Origin of the sequence: Rhodococcus sp. ZPP (assembly GCF_017656075.1) — a bacterium.
Lineage (GTDB): Bacteria > Actinomycetota > Actinomycetes > Mycobacteriales > Mycobacteriaceae > Rhodococcus_F > Rhodococcus_F oxybenzonivorans.
Genome location: NZ_CP058639.1, coordinates 313,630 through 334,325 on the forward strand (window position 1 = coordinate 313,630; position 20,696 = coordinate 334,325).

Below are 20,696 nucleotides of genomic sequence, written 5' to 3' on the forward strand. Positions count from 1 at the left end.
GCGCGGTCGCGCCGGAAGGGGTCCGGACGTCAGGCGCGCGATGCTGCGGCGTCCGCGGTCGTCCAGTACGCGTCGCGGAGCGGTTTTTTGTAGAGCTTGCCGGTGGGCAGCCGGGGCATTTCGTCGGTGAAGTCGAAGGATTTGGGGCACTTGAACTTCGCGAGATTCGCCCGGCAGAACTCACTCAGCTCGGCCGCCAGGTCGGAATCGGCCTGCGCCGGGTCGACGGCCTGGATTACGGCCTTGACGGCCTCGCCGAAGTCCTCGTCCGGGACGCCGAAGACGGCGGCGTCCATGACTTTCGGGTGGGTGACGAGCAGATTTTCGATCTCCTGGGGATAGATGTTCACTCCACCGGAGATGATGACGAACGCCTGGCGGTCGGTGAGGTAGAGGAATCCGTCCTCGTCGAGGTAGCCGATGTCGCCGATCCTGGACATCGTGCCGGTGGGGTCCTTGGCCTCGGCCGTCTTGCCGGGGTCGTTGAAATATTCGAAACCGCTGCCCTCGCCGCGGAACCAGATGTTGCCGGCGACGCCGGGGGGGCACTCGTTGCCCTCGTCGTCGAGGATCACCGGTTCGCCCATGAACGGTCTGCCGACGGTTCCCTTGTGCGCCAGCCATTCTTCGGGGGTGCATCCGCACATGCCGTTGGCCTCGGTGCCGCCGTAGTACTCGTAGATCACCGGGCCCCACCAGTCGAGCATGGCCTCTTTCACCGCGACCGGGCAGGGGGCCGCTCCGTGCACCACGACTTCGAGCGACGAGATGTCGTGGTTGCGCTTGTCCTCGGGCAGCTTGAGCATCCGGGAGAACATCGTCGGTACGACCATCGAGTGTGTGATGCGGTGCTGCTCGACGAGTTCGAGGTACTGCTCGGCGTCGAACTTCTCCATCACCACGATCGTCGCTCCCAGGCGCAGGCCGATCGCGACCGTCGACTGCGGACCCGAGTGGTACAGCGGGGCCGGCGAGAGGAACCGCATCCCCTCACGCAGATGGAACAGCTTGCGGCCGAAATCCTCGATCGCCAGGATTTCGCCAGGATGCGCGTCGGGCAGAGCGCGTTTGATCGCCTTGGGGCGACCTGTCGTTCCGGAGGAGTAGAACATCGGCGTGCCGAGCCGCTCGTGCTCGCCGGGTTCCGTCCCGAAACCGGCGACGGCGGCACTGTAGGACTCGTACGGTCCCGTCAGAGCAATCGAGTCCGGATCGGCGTCGGCCATGAGCCAGCGAGTCACCTTCGGGCACAGCTCGGGAAAGTCGCGGGCAACAGTCGCTTTCGCCGCCGTAGTGAGAACGAGCCGGGACTGCGAGTCGTCGATGATGTACGCGGCCTCGGACGCCGACAGGAACGAATTGACCGGGGTGTAGAACAGCCCCGAGCGCTCTGCTGCGGACATCGCCACGATCATCTCCATGTTGTTCTCCATGAACAACGCGATGTGATCGCCCGGACCGAGCCCCTCGGAGCGAAACAGCGCGGCAAGACGATTGGCGCGTGCGTCGAGGTCTGCGTAGGTCAGAACCTCACCGCGGGGGGCCATGATGATCGCCGGTCGGTCGGGATGTTCGGTGGCATAGCGCCCGGGGTACATAACGGGACTCCTATCGGACGATCGGATAAGGGACGAGGTGGCGCAGTGTGTTCAGGGGCGGATGGGTCGCAGGAACTCCGCGACCGCCCAGCCGCCGTGCCCACCGGCCAGGTCGACGGTCATCTGAGCCATCCGGACGGCGCGGTCCTCGGTTCGCTGGGTGACCGGTACGAAATGCCGGATCGCCCCGTCGACGACGATCGTCGGTAGTCCTTCGGCGGTGATGATGCCGACATGGCGTCCGTTGTAGGTGGATTCGCCCGCGTAGTCGGTGTGCACTGTGTAGTCGGTGATCGGGTGCGCCACACCGTTGGTGGTGAGTACCGCGCCGGCGGACACCCGGATCCCGGACTTCTCGTATTCACCGTACGCACTGAACGCGGTGCCGTCGGCCAGCCAGCCGGCCAGCCACTCACCGGTGTACGACGCCCACTCCCGCGGACCCCACGAGTGGTCGCGGAACGAGGTGACCTTGTCGAGCACCCAGGTGCGGTTGCCGACGCGGATGGTGCCTGAAAGGTGTCCGAACTGTTCGTAGTGGTCGCTGGCGATGACGGAACTTCCCGGTGTGCAGTCGCCGTCACCGTCGCTGTTGATGACGAACATCGGGCTCGACGCCTCGTAGGACAGCGAGATCTCGCATTCCTCCGACGGCGCATTCTTGAGCGCGATGCGGCCGTTCTCCGCCATCAACGACGGATGTACTACGCGTGCAACGGTATCGCGGTAGGTAATCTCCGCGGTCCGTGTGGGTTCCTTGATCGTGATCTCCAGGCCCTGACCGGAGAAGCCGTCGTTCGTCTCGCACGGGGTCCGCCCCGCCCGGAACGCGATGGCTCCGCCGGGCAGGGTCAGCTGCACCGATGTCTCGCTGTACCCGAGATTCGGCCGGTTACCGATCCGGACGAGCCCGCCGAGCTGCGAGATGGGGTCGACGAAGTTGAAGTAGACGCTCTCGTTGAAATTGGGGATGCCGGCGAAATCGTGGGTTCCCTCCGCATCGGCGCCGTACTTGCACACGGTGAACGGTTCGGTCGTCATAGCACTCCTCAGGTCGATCAGCTTGAGTTCAGAATTTTTCGGCCGGTGACGGATCCAGCGGCGGGAAGACCGCCGGTCGACGTTCGAGGAACGACAGGATCCCTTCCCGCGCGTCTTCCGAGTCGACTCGGCCGGCGTAGGTACGGGATTCATCCGCCGCCGCCGCACCTGGATGTGCGTGCTGCCAACCCGAGGCCAGGAGCCGCTTGGACAGGGCCACCGAGGTCGGAGACGTCTCGTGGACGAACTGCTCCGCGTACGCCCGGGCCGCCGACATCACCTGATCCGCGGGCACCACCCGGGTGAGATACCCGGCCTCGTACCCCTCGGCGGCGTCGAAGACCCGGCCGGTCAGAATCCAGTCGGTCGCGCGCCCGACCCCGACGAGTCGAGGCAGGAACCACGACGACGCGCCCTCGGGGACCACTCCCCGACGAGTGAACACGAATCCGAATCGAGCGTCCTCACTGGCGATACGAATGTCCATCGCCGCGGCGATCGTCGCGCCACCCCCGATCGCATGCCCGTTGAGAGCCGCGATCACAGGCTTCTGCATCGCGAAGAGCCGTTCACTGATCCGGCCCGCGGGTTCTCGGTAACCGGTGGGAGTGTGCCCGTCGGTGTCCTCGACCAGCGCCCGGGAAAGAGTTTCCGGACCGTCCAGGGCCGCACCGACGGAGAACGCGTCGCCGGCGCCGGTGACGATCACGGCCCGCACCTGGGGGTCGCGGTCGGCGCGATCGAGGATGCGCAGCAGGTCGACCAGCATCCCCACGCGCATCCCGTTGCGGCGCTCGGGGGCATCGAGGGTGAGGACGGCCACGCCGTCGGACACCTCGTAGCGCACGTCCTCGTAGTCGACCCCGGCTTCGTCCTCGTGCACGGACATGTCCGTCACAGCCCTCCGCCGCAGACCAGGACCTGGCCGGTGATGTAACTCGATTCGGGGCTGCACAGCAGGTAGACCGCACCCGCGGCCTCTTCGACCGTGCCTGCGCGCCCGAGTGCGATCTGCTTGGTGGCCGCGTCCATCACGGCGGGATCGACCCCGACCTTGATGTCGCGGTCCTCGACCTTGATGGTCTTCGCTTCGGTGGTCACCGACGTCAGCCGGGTGTTGATCACGCCGTACGCGACGGCGTTGGAGGTGACGTTGTAGCGCCCCCACTCCTTGGCGATCGTCTTCGTCAGACCGACCATGCCGGCCTTCGCCGACGAGTAGTTCGCCTGGCCCGGATTCCCCAGCAGCCCGGAAGTGGAGGAAATGTTCACGACCTTGCGGCACGGCACGAAGCCGGCCTCGCGCTCGCGCTTGACTGCGGCGCTGATGACCGGCTGGGCGGCGCGCAGGATCCGGAACGGGGCGGTGAGATGCACGTCGACGATGTCCGCCCACTGCTGGTCGGTCATCTTCTGGATCACGTTGTCCCAGGTGTAGCCGGCGTTGTTGACGATGATGTCGATCCCGCCGAAATTGTCCACTGCAGCAGAGACGAAGCGATCGGCGAAGGCAGGGTCGGTGACGCTACCGACGCACGCGACGGCCTGGCCACCGAGAGCCTCGATCTCGGCAACCACTTCCTTGGCAGGTTCGGCATCGAGATCGTTGACCACGACCCGGGCACCCTCGGATGCCAGCTTCACGGCGACGGCACGCCCGATACCGCGACCCGATCCGGAGACCAGTGCCACTTTGCCCTGCAGTTTGTGGACGCTCACGTGCTTCCTCCTGAGATGTTTGCGTCGAGCGCTCGGCCGCCGGTCGCGGCGGCGTCGTTACGCCGAAAATCGTGTTGTGACCCCAGTCACTGGGGTGAATACTAACTTCACCTCACCTGCGCGTCAATGGGGACTTTCAACTGGTATTTTAGGATGATTGTTAGTCGTGAATATGTATAGTCGTTGTGAGCTGGACCCATGGAAACCAACTTCGAACGAAAGGCAGGCCCCATGAGGAACGTCTGCATCAGCGGCGTCGGAATGATGCCGTTCACCAAACCCGGCAGAAGCGAGACGTACGACCGGATGGGTGCCGCGGCAGCAGCAGCGGCGCTGAAGGACGCGGGCCTCGAATACACCGACGTACAGCAAGCTTTCGTCGGTTACGTGTACGGCGACTCGACGTCGGGTCAGAATGCTCTCTACGAGATCGGAATGACCGGCATCCCGGTCGTCAACGTCAACAACAACTGTTCGACGGGATCGAGCGCCCTGTGGCTCGCACGCCAGGCGGTAGCCTCGGGGTCGGCGGAATGTGTTCTTGCTCTGGGCTTCGAGCAGATGCAGCCCGGCGCTCTCGTCAACGCCTACGGTGATCGTCCGAGCCCCACCGCACGCGGGGAGAACGTCGCCGCGTCGATGCCCGGCGGCGACGAGAACGCCCCGATGGCCGCGAAGCTCTTCGGCGGCGCTGGACTCGAGTACATGGTGCGCTACGGCGTATCCGCCGAGGTGTTCGGACGTGTGTCGGTGAAGGCGCGGTCGCACGCGGCCCAGAACCCGCTCGCTGTGTTCCGCGATCCGATCGACCTCGACGCCGTGATGTCCTCGAAGCAGATCTGGGGACCGCTCACGCTCCTGATGTGCTGCCCGCCGACCAACGGTGCGGCCGCCGCCATCGTGTGCAGCGAAGAGTTCGCCCGCGCCCACGGGCTGGACGCGAGCATTCGCGTTCGTGCCCAGTCGATGGTCACCGACGTGGCCGGCACCTTCGATACCACCGACATGATGAAGGTGGCCGGCTACGACATGACAGCCAAAGCCGCGGCCGAAGTCTATGAAAAGTCCGGCGTCGATCCGCTGGACATCCCGGTCGTCGAACTGCACGACTGCTTCAGCACCAATGAAGTGATCACGTACGAGGGTCTCGGCCTGACCCCCGAGGGAACCGCGGAGAAGTTCGTGCTCGACGGTGACAACACCTACGGTGGGCGGGTCGTGACGAACCCCTCCGGCGGTCTTCTCTCCAAGGGCCATCCCCTCGGCGCCACCGGGCTGGCACAATGCGCCGAACTGGTGTGGCACCTGCGCGGGCAGGCCGGTGAGCGGCAGGTCGAAGGGGCACGAATCGCGTTGCAGCACAACCTCGGTCTCGGCGGCGCCTGCGTCGTCACCATGTACGAGAAGGTGGACTGATGTCACTCGACCACGCAATCCTCGATGTCACGGTTCCTCCGATCGTCACCGACGTCGAACGGGGCCGGATCCGGCAGTTCGCCATCGCAATCGGCGAGGAGAACCCGATCTACCGCGATCGTGATGCCGCCGTCGCCGCCGGCCACCCGGACGTACTCGCACCCCCCACCTTCCTGTTCGGCCTCGAACTGGAGAACTCGAACGTCTTCGCCGATCTCGCGGCCCACGGAGTGGATCTCGGCAACGTCCTGCACGGCGAGCAGCGGTTCCGCTACTTCGCCGACGTCCACGCCGGCGACCGGGTCACCTTCGAATCCGCATATGTCGACGCCTACTCCAAGGCGAGCGGCGCCCTCGACTTCCTCGTGCGTCGCAGCACCGTGACCCGCGACGGCACCGTCGTGGCAGAACTCGAGAGCGTCAGCGTCATCAAGAATCCCGGGGGTAAGAAATGACCTCATCCACACCCACACCCACCGCCACCGACGTCGTAGCCGAGTTGCGACCTGATGCAATCTCGCGAACGACCCTGGCGTTGTTCGCCGGCGCCTCCGGCGACCACAACCCGATCCACATCGACATCGACTCGGCGAAAGCCTCCGGCATGGAGGACGTCTTCGCACACGGCATGTTGTCGATGGCTTATCTGGGACGCTTGCTCACCGACTGGATACCGCAGAGCCGAATCCAGGAACTGTCTGCACGGTTCACCGCCATCACCCCGGTCCACGCCGAGCCCGTGCTGACCGCAGCCATCAGAGAAATTGTCAAGGTCGACGGCGAGCAGCGTGCCCACCTCGACCTGAACGTGGTGCTCGCCGACGGAACCCGAACCCTGACGGGCACCGCGGTGGTGGCGTGGTCGGATCCTGGTGAGCTCGGAAATGCGACACTGGTTCCATGATCGAGCCGACCGGGAAGAACTGAGATGTCACGATCGACAGCGGCACATACCTACGTCGAAGAGAAGGCAACGCCGTCATCTGCACGTGGGAGCGCTCGCACCGAGCAGATTGCGCGGGCCGCAGCGAACCTCTTTCAGGAATTGGGATACCAGAACGTCAGCATCGATCAGATCGGCGCCGCCGTCGGCCTGACAGGCCCCGCCGTCTACCGGCACTTCAAAGGCAAGCACGGCATCCTCGTGCATGCTCTGATGAGCCAAGTTCGGCTCGTGGACGAGCTCAACACCCGCGCAGACCAGAAAGGCTCGACCGCGCAGGAACAGCTCGACCTGTTCCTCGAAGGACTCGCAGATCTCACCGCAAACGGTGACGAGGCGACGTTGTGGCGGCGCGAGCAACGGCATCTCGAACCCGCCGAACGCGAGCAGTTCCGTGGCCACTTCGCTGCTAATCAACACCGAATTGCCGCCAAGATCAGGGCGGCGAACCCCGCGATCGACGCACACAAGGCCGAATTGCTCGGCTTCGCGGTCCTGGCGGTGTACTCGAACACTCCCGACATCCGTGGCAATCTGTCGGCGGAACGGTTGATGGAGATCCAATCGGCGCTGGCCAAGTCGATCCTCGGCTGCAACCTGCCCGCCCCCGGTCCCGACGCCGGTTCGGCGCCGCGTCCCGTTCCCCGGCAGCCCGCGGGGCGCCGCGAACGGATCATCGATGCCTCGGCGAAGTTGTTCGACGAGCGCGGGTTCTACGACGTGCGGATCGACGACATCGCCAAGGCGTCGGAGATGTCGGTAGCGACGTTGTATCAGCACGTGACCGGTAAGGCTCAGGTGCTCCGCGCAGTGCTGGAGCGGGGCGCGGAAGGTCTTCTCTACGTGACCGCCGACGCGCTCGCGCTCGCTACCACCCCGGACGAGGTACTCGACGCCTTGATTCGCACCTACGTCCGTCAGGCGCTCGGTATCCACGGACGGATCATGCACATCCTCTCTACCGACCTGCTGTACCTGTCCGACGAGGAACAATCCGCGCTCCGCGAGACCCAACGCGAATACGTCGCCGAATGGATCGCTGCCATCTGCGCACTCTCCGACGAGCTGGCCACCTCCGACGCACGCGCACTCGCGCAGGCCGTGATCGGTGTCGTGACCGACGTGGCGCAAACACCCCAGCTCCGGGAACGCCCGGGACTCGCCGAGGAACTGACAGTCCTCGCGCGGGCAATGGCGCTGCCGCCGAGTCTCGTTCCGAAATAGCCACCCCCGAACCCTGAGAAGGGCACAAATCACATGTCCGAAACTGAACCGCGCAGCGCGGTCGTGGTAGGCGGTGCCTCCGGCATCGGTGCTGCCATCGCACGAGCGCTCGCCGCCGACGGAGCAACCGTCACGGTGGCCGACCGAAACGTCGGCCAGGCCAAAGAACTCGCCGCCGAACTCGGTCCCACCCACCACGCGGCGCAGGTCGACGTCACCGACGAAAACTCGATCCTCAGATTGTTCGACTCGGTACGCGCAGCACGCGGCCGAGTAGACATCGCCGTGAACAGTGCAGGCATCAGCGTCGCCGGTTCCATCACTGATCTTCCCGTCGACAAGTTCCGTCTCGTCGTCGACGTCTGTCTCACAGGGGCATTCCTGGTAATCAAGCACGCAGCCCGAGCGATGGACGAGGGCGGGGTGATCATCTCCCTGTCCTCACTCAACGCACGGCAACCCGGCACCGGGATGAGCGCGTACTGCTCGGCCAAGGCGGGGCTCGCGATGCTGACCGAGGTCGCCGCGCTCGAGCTGGCCCCCCGGGGGATCCGCGTCAACGCGATCGCGCCGGGCATCGTCATGACTCCGCTGACCACGCCGTCGATGTCCGTTCCCGGCCTCGAGGACGACTACCTCGCCAACACGCCGCTCGGCAGATCAGGCACCCCCGAGGAGATCGCCGACGCGGCCATCTACATGACCCACGCGTCATGGCTCACCGGTGAGAGCCTCGATCTGAACGGCGGGGCACACCTGGTGAAATACCCCGACCTGTTGACGCATTTCCGCCGAGCCACCGCCTGACACCACACGGTGGCACGCGATCTCACCCGTGCACGACGTTCCGCCCTCCGCTCCGATCGCGTCCGGCGCCGATTGCAGCGGAGCGCGGATTCGTCGTGCGCACCGCGGACGGCCTACTACTCACCGACACTGACATACATTCAGAATTATCACTAACTTTCGCAGTCAGAATGACTCCGGCCGACACTGCCTCCCGGCACGACCGCTCCTCCTCGTGGGAGATGAAACGACGGGACAATGGGCCGGATTTGGTTCTTTTGCAGGCACATTCGTGCACACTCAAGGCGAAGACACCGTCGACTTCCATCTCACACCGGAGATCGACCAAAGATTTCCATTGACGTCCGGTCGACGTCATGTCACGATATGATCGTTCACAGACTATGTGCCGCCCGTCACACTCTCACGGGTCGCCTTTCCGGTTCGGTCGATCACAGCAGTCACCCGTTCATCGGCTGCACGAATCCCGGACCGAAGGTCACGGCACTTCCGCCGCTACCGAAGGAGCACACATGACAACCACACCGGCCGACGACGTACTCGGCACCGACACAGCCTCCGACACCGGGGGCCACCCCGCCTTTCCGTTCGGCCGTACGTGCCCGTTCGCGCCGAACGACAAGTATCAGTCCTTCAGCGACGACAATCTGCAGAAGGTGGACTTCAAGGGCACCCCCGGATGGCTCGTCACCGGGTACAACAACGTGCGCACGGTTCTCGCCGATCCCCGCATGAGCGTGCGCGGGATCGACGATTCCTCCCGCGGCGACGACGGCGAGCAGGCAGTTCCCGGCTTCTTCGTCGCGATGGACCCACCGCAGCACGACGACCTGCGCAGGATCCTGGCGAAGGAGTTCACTCCGCGTCGCATGGCAGCGATGCGCCCGACGATCGAGCGGATCGCCAACGATTTGATCGACGAGATCCTCAAGTCCGACGAACCCGTCGACATCATCGACGCGCTCGCTCTGCCGCTCCCGTCGCTGGTCATCTGCGAGCTGCTCGGCGTCCCCTACGACAGGCACGACTTCTTCCAGGAACGCACCCGCGCCGTTCTCGCAGCCGGCAGCACCCCCGAACAGGTCGGCGCGGCCATCGGCGACGTCATGACCTACCTCGCCGAGCTGGTGACCATCAAGCAGGCGAATCCCGGCGACGACCTGGTCAGCCTACTGGTCAAGCACATCGAGTCGGGCGACCTCGGCGTAATCGACGTCGCGGGCATGTCCACCTTCCTACTCATGGCCGGCCACGAGACGACCGGCAACATGATCGGCCTCGGCCTTTTCGCGTTGCTCGAACACCCCGACCAACTCGCCGAGCTGCGCGAGGACCCCGAACTCATGCCGCAGGCCGTCGAAGAACTGCTCCGTCACCTCGACATCATCGGAAGCCTCCCCCGGACCGCGACCGAGGACCTCGACATCGAGGGCCAGCGGATCGCCAAGGGCGAACTGCTGATGTTCTCCACCGAGGCGGGCAACCGCGACCCGTCGGTGTTCGACGAGCCGGACCGCCTCGACTTCCATCGGGATGCCAGCCGGCACCTGACGTTCGGACACGGAATTCACACCTGCCTGGGCGCTCCACTGGCCCGCCTCGAGCTGCAGGTCGTGTACTCGCTTCTCCTCGAGCGCATCCCGTCCCTGCGCCTGGCCGTTCCCGCATCGGACATCAAACTCAAAAACGATGCCCGAATCTTCGGCGTCCACGAACTCCCCATCATGTGGGACCGACCGTAACAACACAACCACGCATCAGGCGGAAAGGAGGAACCCCGTGACGACCGACAACGACAGCGACTTCGACACCGTCGTCGAGGATGATGAGTTCGATGTCGTCGTCGAGCGCATCGAGTCCGCCGCCACCGACGTCAAAGCGCTCGTCCTGCGACCGGTCACCGGCACGACGCTTCCCACCTGGACGCCCGGATCACACATCGATGTCCTCCTTCCGTCGGGAACGGTCCGCCAGTACTCCCTGTGCGGCGATACCTCGGATCGCCACGCGTGGCGGATCGCCGTCCTTCGGGAACCACCGGAGAGAGGCCGTGGCGGGTCCGAGTACATCCACAACGCCATACACCCGGGATCGAAGTTGCGAGTGGGACTACCACGCAACAACTTTCCGCTCGTCGAGTCGACTCGATACGTGTTCATCGCCGGTGGCATCGGGATCACCCCTATCCTCCCGATGATCGCGCACGCCGATAAGCAGCACGTCGACTGGCGGCTCATCTACGGTGGTCGGAACGCCGAGTCGATGGCCTTCCGCGACGAACTCGCACGGTACGGCGACCGGGTCGAGATCGTTCCCGAGGACCGCACCGGCCCCCTCGACCTGGGCCATGCACTCGGTATTCCGCGGTCCGACACCGCGGTGTACTGCTGCGGTCCCTCCGGACTGCTCCAGGCGGTCGAGGCAGCGTGCAGTTCCTGGCCGGACGGCTCGTTGCACCTGGAACGATTCGTCCCGGCCCCATCACAACCGGAATCGGGCGACACGGCCTTCGAGGTCGTCCTCGCCAAACAGGGCCGCACGTTCGTCGTACCACCGGGCGAGACGATCCTGCGCACACTGGAATCGAACGGCGTCGATGTCCTCTCGTCCTGCCAGCAAGGAATGTGCGGACGCTGCGAGCAAACTGTACTCGAGGGCACTCCCGATCATCGAGACGAAATCCTCACCCCCGAGGAACGAGCAGCGGGCGAATACATCCTGATTTGCGTATCCCGGTGCCACGACGACCGGCTGGTACTGGATTTGTAATCCACAACATCATTCGACAAGGAGCAAGCAAATGGGCCGTGTAGAGAGAAAAATCGCCATCGTCACCGGTGCAACCAGTGTCGAGCCCGGAGGCCTCAACATCGGTGGCGCAACCGCGACCGAATTGGCCGCAGAGGGCGCCCGGGTAGTCGTGGCCGATATCAATGTCGAGGGCGCCGAGCGACTCGCAGCAATCCTCAACAAGCGCCACGGAGACAAGACCGCACTGGCGGTCGGCATCGATCTGCGACACGAAGACCAGATCCAAGATCTCGTACAGCGCACCGTCGATTATTTCGGCGCACCCGACATCGTCGTCAACAACGCGGGCATCTTCCCTGGCGACGACGGTGACGTCGCCACCATGGCCATTGAGGTGTGGGACAACGTGATGGCCGTCAACGTCCGCGCGGCGATGCTGCTCACCAAGCACGCGCTACCCCATCTGCGCAAAAACGGCGGCACAATCGTCAACACCTCATCCACCCACGCCTTCGCAGGTGACAGCAGCCTTACCGGATACGGCGCAACCAAAGCCGCGCTCATCGCGCTGACGAAGTACACCGCGACCCAGTACGGGAAGGAAGGGGTGCGCTGCAACGCCATCTGCCCGGGTACCACCACCACTCCCCCTGCGCTGGCACTACCCGAGGAGATCAAGGACATCTACGTCGGACACACGATGCGACCGTCGCTCAACGGCCCGACCGAACTGGGCAAGGTCTTCCTGTTCCTCGCCTCCGACGACTCGCGCGGCATCAACGGCGAGGTGATCCGCGTCGACGGAGGTCTTCTCGCCCACCAACCATTCGTCCCCGACATGCACAAGCTGGGCATGGTCACAGCACCGAACCCGTAACCGCCACCACAACGCTCCCTCCGAACCCGCCGCTCACCACGTCACACGGGTGCCGGCCGAGCGTCGATTGCACGCACTGAAGTTGGACGACCTCGCGACCGCAGTGGCAGACTCCCCCGTCGACCATCTCACGCACAGATCAGAAGGCGTCTTCAGGGCGAGCCAGCCCATGCAGCATGGGTAGAGTGCGCGAAGCCTCCCACTGGGCAGCTCACCGATGAGCGGGGCTAGATACCAACGCGTACAACAGGATCGAGACAAGTCGTCGCCGGTACCCGAATTCAGCGGGCCCGCTTCCGGCCAGTCGCGATCGTTCCTCGACCGACGGAGCACCGAAACCACCACGGAAGCGAAAGACTACACCTGCCAAAGCGGTTCACGAGTCCCGGATGCTCACGCGGCAGCGACCGAAGGATGCGGCTAGCACCCGGCGGGTGCTCACTACGTTGACCCAGCACTTTCCTATCAGCCAAATCGGCGTCACATCCGGATACTCACATCGTCACCGCGCAGAGCGAGTGCATTTCGGGAGGACATCTGCCTGACCCAGGGTTCGCGGCCGGCACTATAGACCCTCCACCGATCTCGAGTCGGAAGGTACTACCACACCGCCGTCACACCAGCCCTCGACCGTCCGCGGAATTCCTACTATCGGTGCCGACCGATATGGCGGCGCATCACACGGTTCAGTGACTCGCGTGGCCCGTTCCGGGCGTGTTGACCAACCCATCCGCTGCCGAAGCTCCCATGACTCAACCCAAGTCCGCAGCCGCAACCCTGCCACGACCTCGCCGTGAATCTCCCCATGCGGCGTTCGAGGCCCACCTGCCCGAGACACGAAGGAAAACACATGACGAGAATCCGAACGTCGTCGATCGCCTGGCTGGCGATCGGCGTACTATTGATCGGCTCCGCCGTGATCATCAAATGGATGATCGTGCCCGCACTGACCAAGCTGCCCGCCGACTTGAATCAAAGCCAGAGGTATGAGGGCAGCATTAGCGCGTTGAATCCTCAGGCATTCGCGGCCAACGATCTCGCCAATCTCATCACACCGACTCTGCCGATCACCGCAAACCGGTCCTTGACCGTCGAGGCCACGGACGGCGACACCGCGATCGTCACAAGCAACTCCACGCTCACACTGCCAGACGGGTCGACACAACAGGACGTTCACAGCTACGCCGTCAATCGTGTGGACTATCGTCCGATCCACCTATCTGCCGAGAAGCGGCAAGCGCTGGTTCCCCCGAGCGTGCTCAACACCTTCGAGGACCACGAGGGCATCGCCTTCAGTTTCCCGATGAACCCTGAAAAGGACGGTAACCTCCTGTACGACTCCGTTACTCGCAGCGGTCAGCAGGCGAAGTTCATCAATGAGGGCACTCTCGAAGGTCGCGACGTGTACAACTACGAGGTAAGCGCTGCAGGACCTATCGAAAGTCCCACCGTGCTGGCGCAGTTCGAGAACTTCCCGCCGCAGCTTCCGAAGGCGGTGATCGCGGGACTGCTTGGAGCCGACATCATCCCTGTGAATGCACGAGCGATCCTGCATGACAACCTGGCGAGTCTGCCCGATACCATCGACATCGGCTTCGGCAGTTCCAACCAAGCGAGACTGGCAGTTGACGCACAGTTCGGTGCGCCGATGGACGTCGAGCAGATACAGAGCATGTACGTAACGGTCCCGGTCAATGGTACGGACGTTCCTGTGCTGCCGTTGTCGACGGTTCGAATGCACACAGCCGACGGTGAAGTCGCAAATCTTGCCGGCGACCTCTCCAAGAACGCCACGCTGCTGGCGATCCTGAAAGTATGGTTGCCCGCCATCATGGCGATCACCGGTCTACTGCTGGTCGTCCTTGCATGCAAGCGGTGGCGTCGCCCAGCGGACAAGGACAGCGAACGATACCTGGCACACGTTTAAGTAGCGCGGCAGCCGCGTTCTTCCAATTCAACGATCGGTGCTTCACCCGAAAAGCGAATACTCACAAATCGCTCGAATTCATTCAGGACCGATCGAATTGAAGACAGCCCTCAGTCCACCACAGAAAGTGAGTCTGCTCGGGGCAACAGCATCTTCGCACCACCGAACGAGCGCGGTCCGTCGACGCAGGGCTGCCCCGCGTCGACGGATCCGCAGGCCTGCCCTGGACGCTCGCGCAACCAGCCGGTGCGACTGGTCAACCGCCAGACCGAATCCAATCGAGTACGACAACTTCTGCGTCGTCAGGTAGTCGATCAGGGCATGGGTGCCGCCGGCCCCGTCGGTGCGGATCAGCGCCTTGCGGCCGACCCGACCACCCTTGGCGGTGAACGGCAACTGCCGCAATGCTTGCCGTATCAGTTCGATGTGATCGGCGGCGGTGTTGGAGCCGGCGTTGCCCGGTCGCAGCATCATCGCCAATGGCTCTCCAGTGCCGTCCGGTCCGTGGTCCACGAACGCGCACAGCGGGTGGAAACCGAACCCTCTCTTGTAGGTGGCGGCAGCCTTTTCCGTCTCCGAGTGCGCGGTGATCAGGGTGGCGTCGAGGTCGATGATCAGCGGATGTCCGGCGTCGATCTCATGATCGGGAGCCTTTTCACCGGCGGCGCTCCAGGCGATCCGTCGGACTGCCGAACGGGCGGAGTTGATTGCCGCCAACGCTTTCGGGCGTCAGCGGCCAATTCGGCAATCAGTGTCGAGACGGTGGGATCGGACGCCACCCGGCCGAAGACCGCGGGTTCTTCCCGCAGCAGCGCGATATCGGCCAGGCAATCGCCGCCCAGGGCGAGTGCCATCGTCAGATCGGCGATGATCTTGCCCGGATCGTGGGAGGTCGTCGGTTTACGCCACGGCTCGAGCGCGCTCGACAACGCGGCGGTCAGGCCAGATTTCTCGGCCGTGCGTAGCAACAACACCGCCCCGGCGTGCGACACGAAACCAGTTCCGGCGGAGTCAACGGACAGCGACGGGTACCACGAAGTAGACTTGCCCACCAGAAAGGTGCTCCTCGAACGCAGTGAATATCGGCCCTCAGCAAGCCGCATTCTCCCAGTTCAGAGCACCTTTCTTCATGATCAACACGCGGCCCGGGCATGACCAACGTGAAAGCCCGAGCTTAACCGCGGCGTCGAAACTAAGAGGGTGTTTGAGAACTCGCGATCGCGGGCGTGTGCCTCGCTGAGAATCGAAGAAAGAGGGCTCTTGGTTGGGTCGGTGAGTACCAGGTCCCCGACCACACCAGGAGCCCACAATGACATCATCGCCGAACTCGCCATGCCCGTCGTGCCCGCCCCACGCGGCGGGCGGGCACGGTTGCGCGGTGTACCCGTCGTCGGTCACCGACGCAGAGTCGACGATCTTCGAACCGCTGTTGCCCGCGCCGGGCAGCACGGCAGGCCACGGCGGCAGACCCGAGAAGCATTGCCGCCCTCTGATAGTGGACGCCATCTTGTACATCGTCCGCGGTGGTATCGCGTGGCGGCAACTGCCGATGGAGTTCCCGCCAGCCGGGACGGTGTACGCGGTCTTCGCCCGCTGGGCCCACAGCGGCGCGTGGCAGCACATCCTCGACGCGCTGCGCGACCGACTGCGGGTGCGGGCCGGGCGGGACCAGTGCCCGACCGCGGCGATCATCGACTCGTAGACGGTGCCGGCCGCCGACACCGTGCCCCGATCGAGCCGCGGCTGGGATGGCGGCAAGAGAACGAACGGCGTCAAACGACACATTGCCGTGGATGTGAACGGACTGCTGCTCGCCGTCGTCGTCACCGCTGCCTCGATCCAGGACCGCGACGCCGCGCACCGACTCCTGACCGCACTGCGCGGCAGGTTCTCCACCATCCGGCTGGTCTGGGCCGACGGCGGCTATCCCGGACGGCTACCCGTCTGGGCGAAAGACGTTCTCGCCCTGCCTATGCAGATCATCAAACGCATCCCCGGAGCCACCGGTTTCCACCTCCGACCCCGCGTGTGGGTGGTCGAGAGACGTTTCGCGTGGATCAACAAGCACCGCCGCTGCGTGCGAGCAGCGAAACCAGACCCGACCACCACGAGGCCATGGTTCACATCGCGACGATCGCGACCATGACCAGGCGGCTCGCCCGAACCTGACGGTTTTCAAACGCACTCTCACAATCCTGACACCCGCGCTTGCGAGGAGTCAGGCCGTGGCCGCCCCACCGGACGGGACACCGCCGATCCGACCCGTTGATCGGTAGTCGATGTGTGCAATTTAGTCGCATCTGCGATTATTTGACACTAGGCTATTTCGTCAATAGCCTGATTCACGTCACTTCAACGCCTCGCTGAGTGAATGCGCTTTTGCATCCGCCGGCCTGAAGTTCGGCGCGACAGACGACCTGCAAGGGAGTGCCCGATGACCACCACCCACACGATTCCCCCGGAGACCGGTTTCGATGAACTGGTCGCCCTGGAACCCGAGGCCCGCAAGTGCCCGTTCCCGACGTACTCCACCCTGCAAGCGGACCACCCGATCGCCTACAGCGACACCCTGAATGCGTGGGTGATCACCCGCCACGACGACATCCTCACGATCCTGCGCCAGCCCGAGGTCTTCTCCAGCCGACAGCAGAGCGGGCCGAGCTCGGTGACCGCACTCGCCGAACGGGTGGTGGCCGACGACAGCTACCCCGATGCCACCCGGGACCACGCGGCACGGCGACTGCGGCTGAGCAAGTCGCCCGTCCTGGTGAACTCCGATCCGCCGGAGCATCGCCGGCAACGTCGACTGGTCACCTCCGCCTTCTCCCCCCGCAGCGTCGACTCGATGGTGCCGGCCATCACCGAGATCGCCGAGACCATCGTCGACGCCGCGGTCGCCGCGGGCAAGGTCGACCTGGTGCAGAACTTCACCTTTCCGTTCCCGATGACGGTGATCGCCCGGATCCTCGGCGTCCCGGAGGCGAAGATGGAGGTCTTCAAACTGTGGACCATCGCCTTCACGCGGGGGGTCGGGGCGAATGATCTCGACCGCGGACAGATCATCGAGCTGTTCGCGGCGGTCGACGACTTCTACGACTACTTCACCGAGCAGATCGCCGACCGCGAACGTGAGCCGAAGGACGACCTGCTGACCGCCGTCGTGCAGTCCCGGGTCGACGGTGAACGCCCGCTCACCGAAGACGAACTCCTGCAGATGCTGGTTCAGTTCCTGGTTGCGGGCAACGAGACGACCACCAACCTCATCGGCAGCTGCCTGCTGCGATTGTCCGGCGACCCCGAGCTGCTCGCCGGACTCCAGGCGGACATGTCCCGGATTCCCGACTTCGTCGAGGAGGTCCTGCGACTCGAGTCGCCCACCCAGGGTATGTATCGCACCCTCACCCGGGACTACGACCTCGCCGGGATCCACCTGCCCGCCGGGAGCATGGTCTTCATGATCTATGCGGCGGCCAACCGCGATCCCGAGGTCTTCAAGTGCCCGCACGACGTCTCCGAGGAGAACGACCCGAAGCGTCACCTCTCTTTCGGACGCGGCGAACACCTCTGCCTCGGCATGCACCTCGCCCGCCGCGAAGCGGTCATCGCGCTCGAGGCGCTGCTGTCTCGCATCGAGAAGATCATCCCGGAGCGCGCCACCACGGAGATTGACTACCACCGCAGCTTCATTCTGCGGGGGATCACCGAACTGCCGGTGGAACTCGTCGCGAAGAGGTAGCGACGGCAGCACAAGTGGTCGGCCCGGGCCCCTGCGGCTCGGCCGGTTCGGCGAGGCGAAGTGGGATACTTGCTCGATGACCACCCGTCCGGCCGGCAATCTACCGGTGGAACTGACAAGTTTCGTCGGCCGGCGCGAAGATCTGACACGGGCGAGAACCCTGCTGGGCACCAGCCGATTGCTCACCCTGACCGGAGTCGGCGGGGTCGGCAAGACCCGGCTGGCGTTCGCGGTCGCCGGCAGCGTCCGTCGCGAGTTCCCTGACGGGGTGTGGATCGTCGAACTCGCCGATCTGCGCCAGGGTGGCCTGCTGGTGCAGACGATCTGCCGCCAGTTGGGTCTTCCCAACGATTCTGCCGACGCCTTCGGCCAGCTCGCCGAGCATGCGGCGACCAGACGGCTCCTCTTGGTTCTCGACAACTGTGAGCACCTCATCGACGCCTGCTCAGAGCTGGGGCGCCGGTTGCTCTCCGTGTCGCCGTCGGTCAGGATTCTGGCGACCAGCCGGCATCGGCTCGGTGTCGAGGGTGAGCAATTGCTGCCGGTCAGTCCGCTGACCGTCGACTCGCCGGGCGGCCTGGGCGAAGCGATGGTGTTGTTCGAAGAGCGCGCGTCGGCCGCCAAACCCGATTTCCGGATCGCCGACGACAACCGTGCGGCCGTGGAGGAGATCTGCCGCAGCCTCGAGGGCCTGCCCCTGGCCATCGAGTTGGCAGCGGCGAACATCCGGATCTTCAACCCGGCCGAGATCGCCTCTCGCCTCGGCGACACCGCGTTGCTGTCCTCGACCGAGCGGACCCGCACCGCCCGGCACCGGACCCTCCAGTCGGTCGTCGACTGGAGCTACCGATTGTGTTCACCTCGCGAACGTCAGGTGTGGGAACAACTCTCGGTCTTCTCGGGAGGTTTCACCGCTGAGACGGCCGACGGCGTCTGCCTGCCGGCCGAGCCGGGGAACGGCGTCCTGCGCGAACTGATCGCGTTGCTCGACAAGTCGATGATCGTTCGGATCGATGACGAGAAGGCCCAGCGAGGCCGCTACCGACTGCTCGAGCCGATGCGCCAGTTCGCACTCGAGAAGCGGGAATCGTCCGCCGACGCCGCCGCAGTCCGTATCCGTCACCGCGACTACTTCCTGCGCCTCGCGCAGCGTTCCGACACCGACTACTGCAGCCCGGACGACATCGAATGGTTCGCCCGTACCCGAGCCGAGCACGCGAACATCCGAGAGGCGATGGCGTTCAGCGTGGCCGAGCCGGGACAAGCTGGGGTAACCCTCGAGATGGTGCGCGCGATGCGGCCCTACTGGTCACAGTCGGGAACCATGGTGGAGGGATTCCAGTGGTCGGTCCGCGCGCTCGAGCAACTCACCGAGCCGACGCCGGAGCGCGCGATGGGCCTGGCCACCGGCAGCCTCCTCGGCTTCCTCATCGGCGAGATCGACCGGGCACACGCGATGCTCCGCGAACACAACGAGCTGGCGGAGCAGCTGGGGACCGATGAGTTCACGTTCCGGGCACACTTCGCAGCCGCCCTCGAGGCATCGTTGCGTCGGGACGGGAGCCTGGCCTTCGAGATCGCCGAGCAGGCGCTCGAACTGGACACCGCTCGAGCCGATCCTGGACTGGTCGCCGACTGCATGGCACTGTCCGCGCTCTACGCGTTCATCACCGAACACCCGGATGCCGACAAGTTCACGCAGCGTCACCTGGACTACGCCGACCGCCATCAGGGGCATCTGGTGCGGGCCACCGCCCTGGGACCCATGGGGATCGTGCGTTGGCACCAGGGCGCCACCGCCGCCGCCGAGGCCCTGATGGCCGAGGCGATAGACCTGTACGAGGCGTTCGACTTTCCGGGGATGACCGTGGTCGCCATCGACGTGATCGGGTGGTGTGCCGCCGACAGCGATCCCCCGCGATCTGCGGCACTCCTGGGAGCGGCCGCGACGCTGTGGCACCAGCACAGTCACATGAAGCTGGCGCAGGCAGCGCTCGATCCGGTCACCCGGATCGTCGAGAAGCGGCTGCGCCAGATGATGGGCGATGCCGCGTTCGTGTCGGCCTTCGACCAGGGGCGGGCCCTGACGCTCGACGAAACGGTGCGACTCGCGCGCGGCGCCGACGGCCCGACCGAGCCCCGACCGGCTGCACCGGCTCGCCGGTCCGGCGTCACCCGTCGCGAACAGCAAGTGGCCGAGCTGGTGGCCGACGGTCTGACCAACAAGGAGATCGCGGCCAAGCTCGTGATCTCCGCGAGAACCGTCGACGCTCACGTCGATCACATCCTGACCAAGCTGGGCTTCCGCTCGCGGACCCAGATCGCACGGTGGATCAGCGCGACCGACGGCGACGCCTGACAGCCGTCAGGGCACGGCAGCGAGGTAGGCCAGTGCCTCCACGCCGGCCGGCGTGATCCGGACGTGACCGCGTTCGGTCGGACCGCTCGCACCGGTGATCAACCCGAGTTCGACGAGACGCTCCAGGACCGAGGCGCTGGTTGTCGCGACCCCGTTCCGCACCACCGGAGAATCCGCGCTCGCCGTGCCGACCATCGCCGTCGCCAACTCGTCGACCGCGACCCGTTCCAGTACGTCCAGCTGCATTGCGTTCATTTCCGGCCTCCTTTTGCCACTTCCCAGCTTGGCGTGCGCGGAG

At 64.9% G+C, this 20,696-nt stretch carries 18 protein-coding genes and 1 pseudogene; 13 read left to right on the forward strand and 6 right to left on the reverse strand.

The window, feature by feature from the left end:
- Window positions 1-29: 29 nt before the first annotated feature.
- From HYG77_RS32710 to HYG77_RS32725, 4 genes are read right to left on the reverse strand one after another with little or no spacing between them, the layout of a single operon-like run.
- Entirely contained in the window at window positions 30-1,598 is a 1,569-nt protein-coding gene (locus tag HYG77_RS32710) for an AMP-binding protein (protein WP_208963798.1), read from the reverse strand.
- A 51-nt stretch (window positions 1,599-1,649) separates the two neighbouring features.
- On the reverse strand, window positions 1,650-2,639 hold the full coding sequence (locus HYG77_RS32715; protein ID WP_208963799.1) for a hypothetical protein: 990 nt from the start codon (window positions 2,637-2,639) through the stop codon (window positions 1,650-1,652).
- A gap of 28 nt (window positions 2,640-2,667) precedes the next feature.
- Complete coding sequence (locus tag HYG77_RS32720; protein ID WP_208964241.1) at window positions 2,668-3,528, reverse strand: enoyl-CoA hydratase-related protein; 861 nt, start codon at window positions 3,526-3,528, stop codon at window positions 2,668-2,670.
- A 5-nt stretch (window positions 3,529-3,533) separates the two neighbouring features.
- Complete coding sequence (locus HYG77_RS32725) at window positions 3,534-4,358, reverse strand: SDR family oxidoreductase (RefSeq protein ID WP_208963800.1); 825 nt, start codon at window positions 4,356-4,358, stop codon at window positions 3,534-3,536.
- Between the two features lie 231 nt (window positions 4,359-4,589).
- Here HYG77_RS32725 and HYG77_RS32730 point away from each other — a divergent pair, with 231 nt between their 5' ends.
- The 9 genes from HYG77_RS32730 to HYG77_RS32770 all read left to right on the forward strand — a co-directional run bounded on the left by HYG77_RS32730 (window position 4,590) and on the right by HYG77_RS32770 (window position 14,303).
- Window positions 4,590-5,774, forward strand: a complete 1,185-nt coding sequence (locus HYG77_RS32730) for a lipid-transfer protein (RefSeq protein ID WP_095870630.1) — start codon at window positions 4,590-4,592, stop codon at window positions 5,772-5,774.
- Entirely contained in the window at window positions 5,774-6,229 is a 456-nt protein-coding gene (locus HYG77_RS32735; protein WP_208963801.1) for a MaoC family dehydratase N-terminal domain-containing protein, read from the forward strand. The genes HYG77_RS32730 and HYG77_RS32735 overlap by 1 nt, the downstream gene beginning before the upstream one ends.
- A complete protein-coding gene (locus tag HYG77_RS32740) occupies window positions 6,226-6,678 on the forward strand; it encodes a MaoC/PaaZ C-terminal domain-containing protein (RefSeq protein WP_208963802.1) in 453 nt (150 codons plus the stop codon). Before HYG77_RS32735 ends, HYG77_RS32740 begins: the two co-directional genes overlap by 4 nt.
- A 24-nt stretch (window positions 6,679-6,702) precedes the next feature.
- On the forward strand, window positions 6,703-7,941 hold the full coding sequence (locus HYG77_RS32745; RefSeq protein ID WP_208963803.1) for a TetR/AcrR family transcriptional regulator: 1,239 nt from the start codon (window positions 6,703-6,705) through the stop codon (window positions 7,939-7,941).
- Between the two features lie 33 nt (window positions 7,942-7,974).
- Window positions 7,975-8,748 (forward strand): SDR family oxidoreductase, encoded by a 774-nt coding sequence (locus tag HYG77_RS32750; protein WP_208963804.1) that lies wholly within the window; start codon window positions 7,975-7,977, stop codon window positions 8,746-8,748.
- 512 nt (window positions 8,749-9,260) lie between these two features.
- Window positions 9,261-10,490 (forward strand): cytochrome P450, encoded by a 1,230-nt coding sequence (locus tag HYG77_RS32755; protein ID WP_208963805.1) that lies wholly within the window; start codon window positions 9,261-9,263, stop codon window positions 10,488-10,490.
- Between the two features lie 37 nt (window positions 10,491-10,527).
- Entirely contained in the window at window positions 10,528-11,517 is a 990-nt protein-coding gene (locus HYG77_RS32760) for a PDR/VanB family oxidoreductase (protein ID WP_244461459.1), read from the forward strand.
- A 31-nt stretch (window positions 11,518-11,548) separates the two neighbouring features.
- Entirely contained in the window at window positions 11,549-12,376 is an 828-nt protein-coding gene (locus HYG77_RS32765; RefSeq protein ID WP_208963807.1) for an SDR family oxidoreductase, read from the forward strand.
- A gap of 850 nt (window positions 12,377-13,226) precedes the next feature.
- Window positions 13,227-14,303, forward strand: coding sequence for a porin PorA family protein (locus tag HYG77_RS32770; protein ID WP_208963808.1), 1,077 nt, complete (start codon window positions 13,227-13,229; stop codon window positions 14,301-14,303).
- 264 nt (window positions 14,304-14,567) lie between these two features.
- On the opposite strand, the pseudogene HYG77_RS32775 reads toward HYG77_RS32770, so the two are convergent.
- Window positions 14,568-15,355 (reverse strand): annotated as a pseudogene (locus HYG77_RS32775) (transposase); the annotation flags it as partial.
- A 257-nt stretch (window positions 15,356-15,612) separates the two neighbouring features.
- Between HYG77_RS32775 and HYG77_RS40115 the strand changes: the two are divergent.
- The 4 genes from HYG77_RS40115 (at window position 15,613) to HYG77_RS32790 (ending at window position 20,398) form a co-directional block, all read left to right on the forward strand.
- Window positions 15,613-16,005, forward strand: a complete 393-nt coding sequence (locus tag HYG77_RS40115) for a transposase (protein ID WP_244461461.1) — start codon at window positions 15,613-15,615, stop codon at window positions 16,003-16,005.
- Window positions 16,006-16,008: 3 nt separating this feature from the next.
- Window positions 16,009-16,449 carry a transposase gene (locus tag HYG77_RS40120; RefSeq protein WP_244461462.1) on the forward strand — a complete coding sequence of 147 codons (441 nt, stop codon included), beginning with the start codon at window positions 16,009-16,011 and terminating at the stop codon, window positions 16,447-16,449.
- Between the two features lie 288 nt (window positions 16,450-16,737).
- Complete coding sequence (locus HYG77_RS32785) at window positions 16,738-18,039, forward strand: cytochrome P450 (protein WP_208963809.1); 1,302 nt, start codon at window positions 16,738-16,740, stop codon at window positions 18,037-18,039.
- A 76-nt stretch (window positions 18,040-18,115) separates the two neighbouring features.
- The gene (locus tag HYG77_RS32790; protein ID WP_208963810.1) at window positions 18,116-20,398 is read left to right on the forward strand and encodes a LuxR C-terminal-related transcriptional regulator; all 2,283 of its coding nucleotides are present in this window, start codon (window positions 18,116-18,118) and stop codon (window positions 20,396-20,398) included.
- Window positions 20,399-20,404: 6 nt separating this feature from the next.
- On the opposite strand, the gene HYG77_RS32795 is transcribed toward HYG77_RS32790, so the two are convergent.
- The gene (locus HYG77_RS32795) at window positions 20,405-20,653 is read right to left on the reverse strand and encodes a hypothetical protein (RefSeq protein ID WP_133987148.1); all 249 of its coding nucleotides are present in this window, start codon (window positions 20,651-20,653) and stop codon (window positions 20,405-20,407) included.
- Window positions 20,654-20,696 lie beyond the last annotated feature (43 nt).